The sequence below is a fragment of the Allobosea spartocytisi genome (assembly GCF_014764685.1).
GTDB lineage: Bacteria > Pseudomonadota > Alphaproteobacteria > Rhizobiales > Beijerinckiaceae > Allobosea > Allobosea spartocytisi.
The window spans coordinates 100,903-108,585 of record NZ_JACXWY010000018.1 but is presented as its reverse complement, the minus strand read 5'-3'; the positions used below and the strand labels follow the sequence as shown (position 1 = coordinate 108,585).

Below are 7,683 nucleotides of genomic sequence, written 5' to 3'. Positions count from 1 at the left end.
CCGCCCTGCCCTCTGCATCGGTCGCCGCGCCGATGAAGGCGGCCGAGGCGCTCGAGACCGCCGGATTGGCGCTGTCGATCCTGAGTGCGATCGAGCCCTCATGGTCGCCGCAGGCCGCCTCGATCAGCGTCACGCGCGGGTCGCGCCGATGGATCAGCCGGATGATCCGCGCCGGCCCCGGCTGCGGCTCCAGCGCCACCACGCGGGCGCCGAGGCGCCGGAAGGACGAGATGCGGTCGCCGACATGGGCGCCGATGTCGAAGACGAGGTCGCCGGGCGTCAGGAAGGCGCCGTGGAGCCGGTCCATCGCCGCCTGACGCTCCTTGTCGCCATAATGCATTCTCAGGCTGCGCGAGAGCGCCTTCACCGTACCTTTGGGATAGGCGACGGCGTTCATCCGCGCTCTCCCGCCCCGATGGCCGCCAGCACCGGCGGCGGCGCGAAATCCTCCGGAATGGCGCAGAGCCCATGTCGCGCCAGCCAGGCCCCGGCGGCCGGCAGCGCCGTCAGCATCGCGAAGGGGATCGCCAACACATAGCCGGCCGTCAGCGGCAGCGACCAGAGGAGGACCGTCGGCGACAGCCAGGCCAGCGTCGCGAAGAGATAGGCTCCGAACAGGAGATGCGGCCACAGGCCGGCGCAGGCCGTGCCGAAGGACAGCGCATGGGCATCGCGCGCCTGCCCGTTCCAGCCGATATGCGCCCGGCCGAAGGCAAGCCCGATCATGAACAGCGTCGTGCGCAGGCTGGAGACGGCGCTCTGCAGGAAGCCGAACACGGTCTCGATGACGGCCGATGCAAGGAAGCGGGTGCCGCCGCCATGGCGCGCGGCACCGCCTTTTTCCAGCAGCGTATCGGCAAAGCCGGCGAGCTTCGGCATGAAATGCATCGTCAGGAACAGCCCATAGAGCCCTGCCGCCAGAACGACCGGATAATCGGCGATGGCGCGATCCTCGAAGACCTTGAACGGCAGCAGCGCGATCATCAAGGTCCAGGCCGGCAGGCCGAGGAACATCAGGATCGCCCAGACGAGCTGGAAGCGGCTCATCGGCTTCAAGGCCGGCAGGTCGAGCAGCTTGAGATATTGCAGGTTCCCGAGGCACCAGCGCAGGTCACGCTTGGCGTAGTCGAGCATGGTCGGCGGGTTCTCCTCCCAGCTCCCACCCTCCACCGGCAAGACCCGCACCTCGTAGCCGGCCCGGCGCATCAGCACCGCCTCGACCTGATCATGGCTCATCACCGCCCCGCCAAGCGGCGGACCGCCCGGAAGCATCGGCAGATGGCAATGATCGCGGAAGGGCGCGATCCGCACCATGGCGTTGTGGCCCCAGAACGGACCGCAATCGCCCCCCCACCACGCAGCGCCCATGGTGTAGGGCCGCATGCCGTGGCGCATGCCGAACTGGAAGATCCGGGCGAAGGCGGAGCGGCTGGGCATTCCGACCACCAGTGATTGCAGGATTCCGAGCTTCGGATACGCTTGCATCATTCGGGCCAACCCGAGGACGGCGTCGCCCGACATGACGCTGTCGGCATCGAGCGGCAGCATCAGCTCGTAGCGATCGCCCCAGCGCTCGCAGAAATCCCGGATGTTGCCGGCCTTGAAAGCAGCGTTGCTCACCCGCCGGCGATAGGTCAATCGCGCCGGCTCGCCGATCTCCTGCACCCATGCGCCGGCAAGCGCCTCCTCGGCAGCCGCCACGGCCGGGTCGCTGGTATCCGACAGCACGAAATAGTCGAACCAGACGCCCTCGCCCGTGGCGTCGAGACTGTCCTTGACCGCCCTGAGCCGCCGGAAGGCCCGCGCCGGATCCTCGTTGCGCAGCGTCATCAGCACCGCCGTGCGCAGCATCAGCGGCGCCGGCTTCCCGCCATCGGCGGCGAAGGGCGCCACCGCTTTCAGGCCATCGCGCCGGCCGTGCAGCAGCCACAGGCCGATCGCCGCGTTCCAGAAGCCGAGCACCGTCCAGGGCGCCGCGAACAGGAAAGCCGTGAAGATCACGACATCCGCCGCGCTCCAGCCGCCGGTGCTAAGCACCTGGGCCAGCCCGGCGAGCAGCGCCACCAGCGTGCCGAGATTGAGCGCGAACACAGCGAACCGCCGTTTCCGAAGGCTCGCGACGGATTGAAGGCCCGCCGGCGTCAGGCCGACCGGCTCGACATCTTGCGCGACCCGCGGGAACGTGGTCGGAGCGAGGTGCTGGTTCGTGACGGTATCTGTCATGGATCGGCAGCAGGCGGGCTCGGACGGACGGGATCGGATCGGGATGGCGCGGGAGCTAAAGACCGCAACCACGGCTGACGCAAGGGCAAAAGCCTTGGCACTTTGGTATGCCTCGCGCCGTGAATGCAGCCTGAATGAGGTGCCCCTGCCGTTGGCCGGGCCCGAGGACTGCCTCGTCACAACACTGTGGAGCGGCATCAGCCGGGGCACGGAGAAGCTGATCTTCGAGGGCCGCGTGCCGGTTTCCGAACATGACCGGATGCGCGCCCCGTTCCAGGAGGGCGCCTTCACCTTCCCGGTGAAATACGGCTACTGCGCCGTCGGCAGGGTCGATGCCGGCCCCCCCGACCTCATCGGCCGCACCGTCTTTTGCCTGCATCCGCATCAGGACCGCTTCGTGGCGCCGCGCGATCGTCTGATCCTCGTCCCGGACGACGTGCCCCCGCGCCGCGCCATCCTCGCCGCAAACATGGAAACCGCGCTCAATGCGCATTGGGATGCCGGTTCCGGCCCGGCTGACAGCATCGTGATCGTCGGCGGCGGCGTTCTCGGCCTGCTGGTCGGCTGGCTCGCCGCGCGTCTTCCCGGCGCCGAGGTCACGCTCGTCGATGTCGAACCCTGCCGGCAGGCGACGGCCGAACGGCTCGGCATCCGCTTCGCCCTGCCCGGCGCTGCGCCGCGGGACGCCGATATCGTCTTCCATGCCAGCGCCAGCGCCGACGGGCTCGCCACCGCGATCGATTGCGCCGGGCTCGAAGCCCGCATCGTCGAGCTGAGCTGGTATGGCGCGGGAACCGTGCCGGCGCCGCTCGGCGGCGCCTTCCATGCGCGGCGCCTCCGGCTGATCGCCTCGCAGGTCGGAATGATCCCGGCCTCGCGCCGCTCGCGCTGGGACTGCGCGCGCCGCGCCCGGGTGGCGATGGCGCTCCTCGCCGACGACCGGCTGGATGCGTTGATCACGGAGGAAATCCCCTTCCGCGAAGCCCCCTCGCGGCTTCCCGCGGTGCTGTCCTGCGGCTGGAACGGGCTGGCGGCGGCGCTCCGGTATTGACGGCGCATCCGTCAGGCGACCAAGACAGCCCGCCCCGCCGGCAGCAGGAGTGCGCCATGTTTTCCGTCGAAGTCCGTGATCGCATCATGATCGGCCATTCCCTGCCCGATCCCTTCTTCGGCCCGGCGCAGAACATGCACGGTGCCACTTTCGTGGTCGATGTCGCCTTTTTCCGCGAGGCGCTGAATCGGCATAACGTCGTGGTCGATATCGGCGCGGCGCTTGACGTGCTCGCCGAAACCCTGAAACCGCTGAAGTACCAGAATCTCGACGCTCTGCCGCAATTCGCGGGCGTGCTCACCACGACCGAATTCCTCTGCAAGCACATCTTCGACGCGATGGCGGCAGCCGCCAAATCCGGCGCGCTCGGCGCCGACGGGGCCGGGCTCGCCCGCATCCGCGTCACCCTCCACGAGACCGACCTCGCCCGCGCCAGCTACGAGGGCGCGCTCGCGTGAGTGGCCAAAGCGAGCGGCAGCGGCAAATCGTCTTCGCCATTCCCGGCGACATCGACGCCCCGACCGGCGGCTACGGCTATGACCGGCGCCTGCTGCGGGAATGGCGGGCCGCCGACGTCACCGCCTGCCACCTCGCCTTGCCCGCCACCTTTCCCTTCCCGACATCGGCAGATCTGGCGACGACCGAACGGCTTCTCGCCGAGACCGCCCCCGACGACGTGCTGCTGGTCGACGGGCTGGCCTTCGGCGCGTTCCCCGAGGCGCTCGCGGCGCGGTTCTCGCAGCGCCTCGTCGCCCTCGTTCACCACCCGCTCGCGCTGGAAACCGGCCTGGATCCGGAGACGATCGCGGCTTTGCGGCACAGCGAGAGGCTGGCGCTGCGCCATGCGCGTGCCGTCGTCGTGACAAGCCCGGCGACGCGCGACACGCTCGTCGCGGACTACGGCGTCGCGCAGGATGGCATCGCCGTCGCCGTACCCGGCACCGATCCTGCCCCTCGGGCGACCGCTGCCGACGGCTCCGAATTACGGCTGCTCGCCGTCGGCTCGATCATCCCCCGCAAGGCCTACGACGTCCTCATCGAGGCCCTCGCCACCATCGCCGACCGGCACTGGACCCTGACCATCGCCGGTTCGCCGGACTACGCCCCCCGCACGGCGGAGGAGCTGCGCGCCCGAATCGCCCGCTCCGGGCTGGCGGACCGCATCTTGCTTGTCGGGGCCGTGGATTCGCAAAAGCTCGCGGAACTCTATGACAAGACCGATCTTTTCGTCATGCCGTCGCTCTATGAGGGCTACGGCATGGTGCTGACGGAAGCGCTCGCACGCGGCCTGCCCATCGTCTGCACCTTGAGCGGCGCCGGCGCGGATGCCTTGCCCGAGGCGGCGGCCCTCAAGATCCTCCCCGGTGACGCGACAGCACTTGCCAAGGCCCTCGCAACCCTGATTGATGCGCCGGCTGAACGCCTCCGGCGGGCCGATGCCGCCTGGGCGGCAGCATCGGCGCTGCCGCGCTGGCGGGATACGGCACGGATCGTCGCGGAGGCATGCCTCGGCGACGGCGGCCGAAAGGTGGGATGATGGCTGGGTTCTCTCCGGAATGGCTCGCCTTGCGCGAGCCGGCGGATCATGCGGCACGCAATCCGCAATTGCTCGCGGCGGTCGGCGCCTTTTTCGCGGCGAAGCCGTCGCTTTCCGTGCTCGACCTCGGGTGCGGCGCCGGCGCGAACCTGCGCGGCAGCTATGCCGTCCTCCCCGAACGGCAGCACTGGACGCTCGTCGATCACGACGCCGATCTGCTGGCCGTGGCGCGCGAGCGCCTGGTCGGCTGGGCTGACGAGGCGCGCGAGCAAGGCGAAGAACTCGTCCTGGCCAAGGACGGCAAGACGATCACCGTCGATACCCGCCAGGTGGATCTCGACAAGGATCTCGACTGGGTCCTCGGCTGGCGGCCCGACCTCGTGACGGCCGCCGCCCTCTTCGACCTCACCTCCAAGCGCTGGATCGAGCGTTTCGTCGCCGCGCTGGCGAGCCAGAAGCTGCCGCTCTACACGGTGCTGACCTATGACGGGCGCGAGAACTGGAAGCCGGCCCATCGCAGCGATGCCCGCATGCTGGCTGCATTCAAGCACCATCAGCACCTGGACAAGGGCTTCGGCCCCGCAGCCGGCCCGGAAGCCTGCGACATCATGGCAGAGGCCTTCCGCAAATCGGGCTTCGCCGTCTCGACGGCGGACAGCGCCTGGCTGCTCGATGAAGGCCACCGCGACCTGCGCGACGCCCTCGCCCGCGGCATCACCGATGCGGTGCGCGAAACAGGACAGGTCGAGCCGGCTGCCATTGCCGCCTGGCTTGAGGCGCGCCAAGCCGCCGCGTCCGCCCGGATCGGGCATCAGGACCTCTGGGCGCGACCTGTCTGAACCGCTTGCCTGGAGCTTGCTGCGTTTTCGCTGAAGCGCGGGTCGTCCCGGGCAAAATCAGCGAGCTCTAATCCAGCCCCGGCCACATCCGGCGCAGCACCCCGTCGCGGCGGATGAAATGGTGGTAGAGCGCCGCCAGGATATGCAGCACGACGATGGCGCCCGCCGTCAGCGCGAGCTTTCCGTGGATCCCGAGCACCCGGCCGGCAGCCGCCTGATCGGGCGACGTCAACGCCGGCAGGTTGAACAGGTTGAACACGGTCAGCGCCGGAAACAGCGAGACGCCGATCCAGCCGAGCAGCGGCACGACGAGCAGGAGCCCGTAGAGCAGCCAGTGGACGAGATGCGAGCCCGCCCTCTGCCACCACGCCAATGACGGCTCGTCGGGCGGGACGCCATGCAGGAACCGGTAGATCAGGCGACCGGCCGTCAACCACAACAGCAGGAAACCGATGAGCTTGTGGGCGCTGTAGAGCGCGTCCGTGGTCCCGTCCCAGATGCTCAGCGTGTTGCCGCGATAGGTCATGGCAAGACCGAGAGGCAGCATCGCCAGCACCGCCACCACCGTCACCCAGTGAAACGTTCGGGCGACGCCGCCATAGACGGGGCGCACCGTGCTGCTTCCTGCCGTTCGAGCATCCATTGGAGCCTCGTGAACCTGCGTCCAGCCGGATATTCATCGCACATTCAATGTCGCGGACCTATACCGCTGCATGCCCGCCCGCGATGAACCCAAGGTCATGACACGGATTTGATCGCGGAACCGCCGCCGCTGCGAGACGTTGGTGGAATGGCGGATCGTGATTACATATATCCTGAATTCGTTGGAACTCCCGACACATCCTGATCCCAGCGATCTGACTGACGGAATTTTCGATGCTTGAGTCGCGTACGCTCTTCGGCCGCCCTGGGGAAACCCTGCTGGTGAAGGTCGAAAGGGCCATCTCCGAGTTTCGCGCCGGCCGGCCGGTTCTCCTGCGCGCAGGTGCACAGCTCGCCCTGGCGCTGTCGGCCGAGCTCGCCGATGCCGAGTTGGTGCGCAATCTCGACGCTCTCGCCGCGGGCAACGGCCATCTCGTGCTCAGCCCGGCGCGGCTGCGCCGTCTCGGCGCCAAGGGCCGGACGGAGGCCGGAATTTTCGCGTTGCCGACCATCGACCTCGAGCGTGTCGCTGATCTCACCCTCAAGCTGGAGAGCCGGATGGACGCCCCCGTCGCGCCGGCTTCCGCGCTCGACACCGCAGCGCTCGAGCTGGCGCGGCTGTCGCTCGTCTTGCCGGCCGCGCTGGTCGTGCCCGTGACGGCAGAAGCCGTTGCCGGTGAATCCCTCGTCGAAGCCGATATCGAGGCGGTGAACGCTTACCGCGCCGCCCAGGCCGCCTCGCTCAGGATCGTTGGCCGCGCCCCGGTGCCGCTGGAAGGTGCGCCGGAGACCGAGTTCGTCGTCTTCCGTGGCGGCGAAGGCCTGCGCGATCAGGTCGCGATCATCGTCGGCAAGCCCGATCTCGACACTGCCGTGCCGGTGCGCCTGCATTCCGCCTGCCTGACCGGCGATCTCTTCGGCTCGCTGAAATGCGATTGCGGCGACCAGCTGCGCGAAACCGTGCAGTGGATGGCCGAGAATGGGGGCGGCATCCTGCTCTATCTGGACCAGGAAGGCCGCGGCAACGGCATCTCCAACAAGATGCGCGCCTACAAGCTGCAGAGCCAGGGCTGGGACACCTACGATGCCGACGAAGTCCTCGGCTTCGACCTCGACCAGCGCCATTTCGATTTCGCGGCGACGATGCTGAAACAGCTCGGCGTCACCAGCGTCGTCGCGCTCACCAACAACCCGCAAAAGATCGGCGCGATCGAAGCCGCCGGCCTGGAAGTCGCGGCGAGCCAGCGCGTGCTCGGGCGGCCAAACGCCCACAACGTCCGCTATCTCGCCTCCAAGCGCGACCGCGCCGGGCATCTCATCGACATGGATGCGCTGATGGCGCGCGCCGCGCCCAAGGACTGAATCAGGGCCCGATCGAGCCGGCGACCCTG

General features: G+C 68.6%; 8 protein-coding genes. 5 read left to right on the top strand and 3 right to left on the bottom strand.

From position 1 onward, the window contains the following. Together IED13_RS22510 and mdoH are read right to left on the bottom strand one after the other, a co-directional pair. Positions 1 to 397 (bottom strand): FkbM family methyltransferase (locus IED13_RS22510; RefSeq protein ID WP_191125525.1); only part of this gene is annotated, 397 nt, incomplete at its 3' end. Continuing rightward, positions 394 to 2,223 (bottom strand): glucans biosynthesis glucosyltransferase MdoH, encoded by a 1,830-nt coding sequence (mdoH, locus tag IED13_RS22505; protein ID WP_191125524.1) that lies wholly within the window; start codon positions 2,221 to 2,223, stop codon positions 394 to 396. The genes IED13_RS22510 and mdoH, both read right to left, overlap by 4 nt. A 43-nt stretch (positions 2,224 to 2,266) precedes the next feature. Here mdoH and IED13_RS22500 point away from each other — a divergent pair, with 43 nt between their 5' ends. From IED13_RS22500 to IED13_RS22485, 4 genes are read left to right on the top strand one after another with little or no spacing between them, the layout of a single operon-like run. After that, complete coding sequence (locus IED13_RS22500) at positions 2,267 to 3,274, top strand: zinc-dependent alcohol dehydrogenase (RefSeq protein WP_248312720.1); 1,008 nt, start codon at positions 2,267 to 2,269, stop codon at positions 3,272 to 3,274. A gap of 56 nt (positions 3,275 to 3,330) precedes the next feature. Further along, positions 3,331 to 3,732, top strand: coding sequence for a 6-pyruvoyl trahydropterin synthase family protein (locus tag IED13_RS22495; protein ID WP_191125523.1), 402 nt, complete (start codon positions 3,331 to 3,333; stop codon positions 3,730 to 3,732). Continuing rightward, a complete protein-coding gene (locus IED13_RS22490) occupies positions 3,729 to 4,811 on the top strand; it encodes a glycosyltransferase family 4 protein (RefSeq protein ID WP_260368399.1) in 1,083 nt (360 codons plus the stop codon). The genes IED13_RS22495 and IED13_RS22490 overlap by 4 nt, the downstream gene beginning before the upstream one ends. Further along, entirely contained in the window at positions 4,811 to 5,650 is an 840-nt protein-coding gene (locus IED13_RS22485; RefSeq protein ID WP_038360195.1) for a small ribosomal subunit Rsm22 family protein, read from the top strand. Before IED13_RS22490 ends, IED13_RS22485 begins: the two co-directional genes overlap by 1 nt. 67 nt (positions 5,651 to 5,717) lie before the next feature. Here IED13_RS22485 and IED13_RS22480 read toward each other — a convergent pair whose 3' ends face one another. Then, a complete protein-coding gene (locus IED13_RS22480) occupies positions 5,718 to 6,293 on the bottom strand; it encodes a cytochrome b (RefSeq protein WP_191125522.1) in 576 nt (191 codons plus the stop codon). A 233-nt stretch (positions 6,294 to 6,526) separates the two neighbouring features. Between IED13_RS22480 and ribA the strand changes: the two genes are divergently transcribed. Continuing rightward, entirely contained in the window at positions 6,527 to 7,654 is a 1,128-nt protein-coding gene (gene ribA, locus IED13_RS22475) for a GTP cyclohydrolase II RibA (RefSeq protein WP_191125521.1), read from the top strand. Positions 7,655 to 7,683 lie beyond the last annotated feature (29 nt).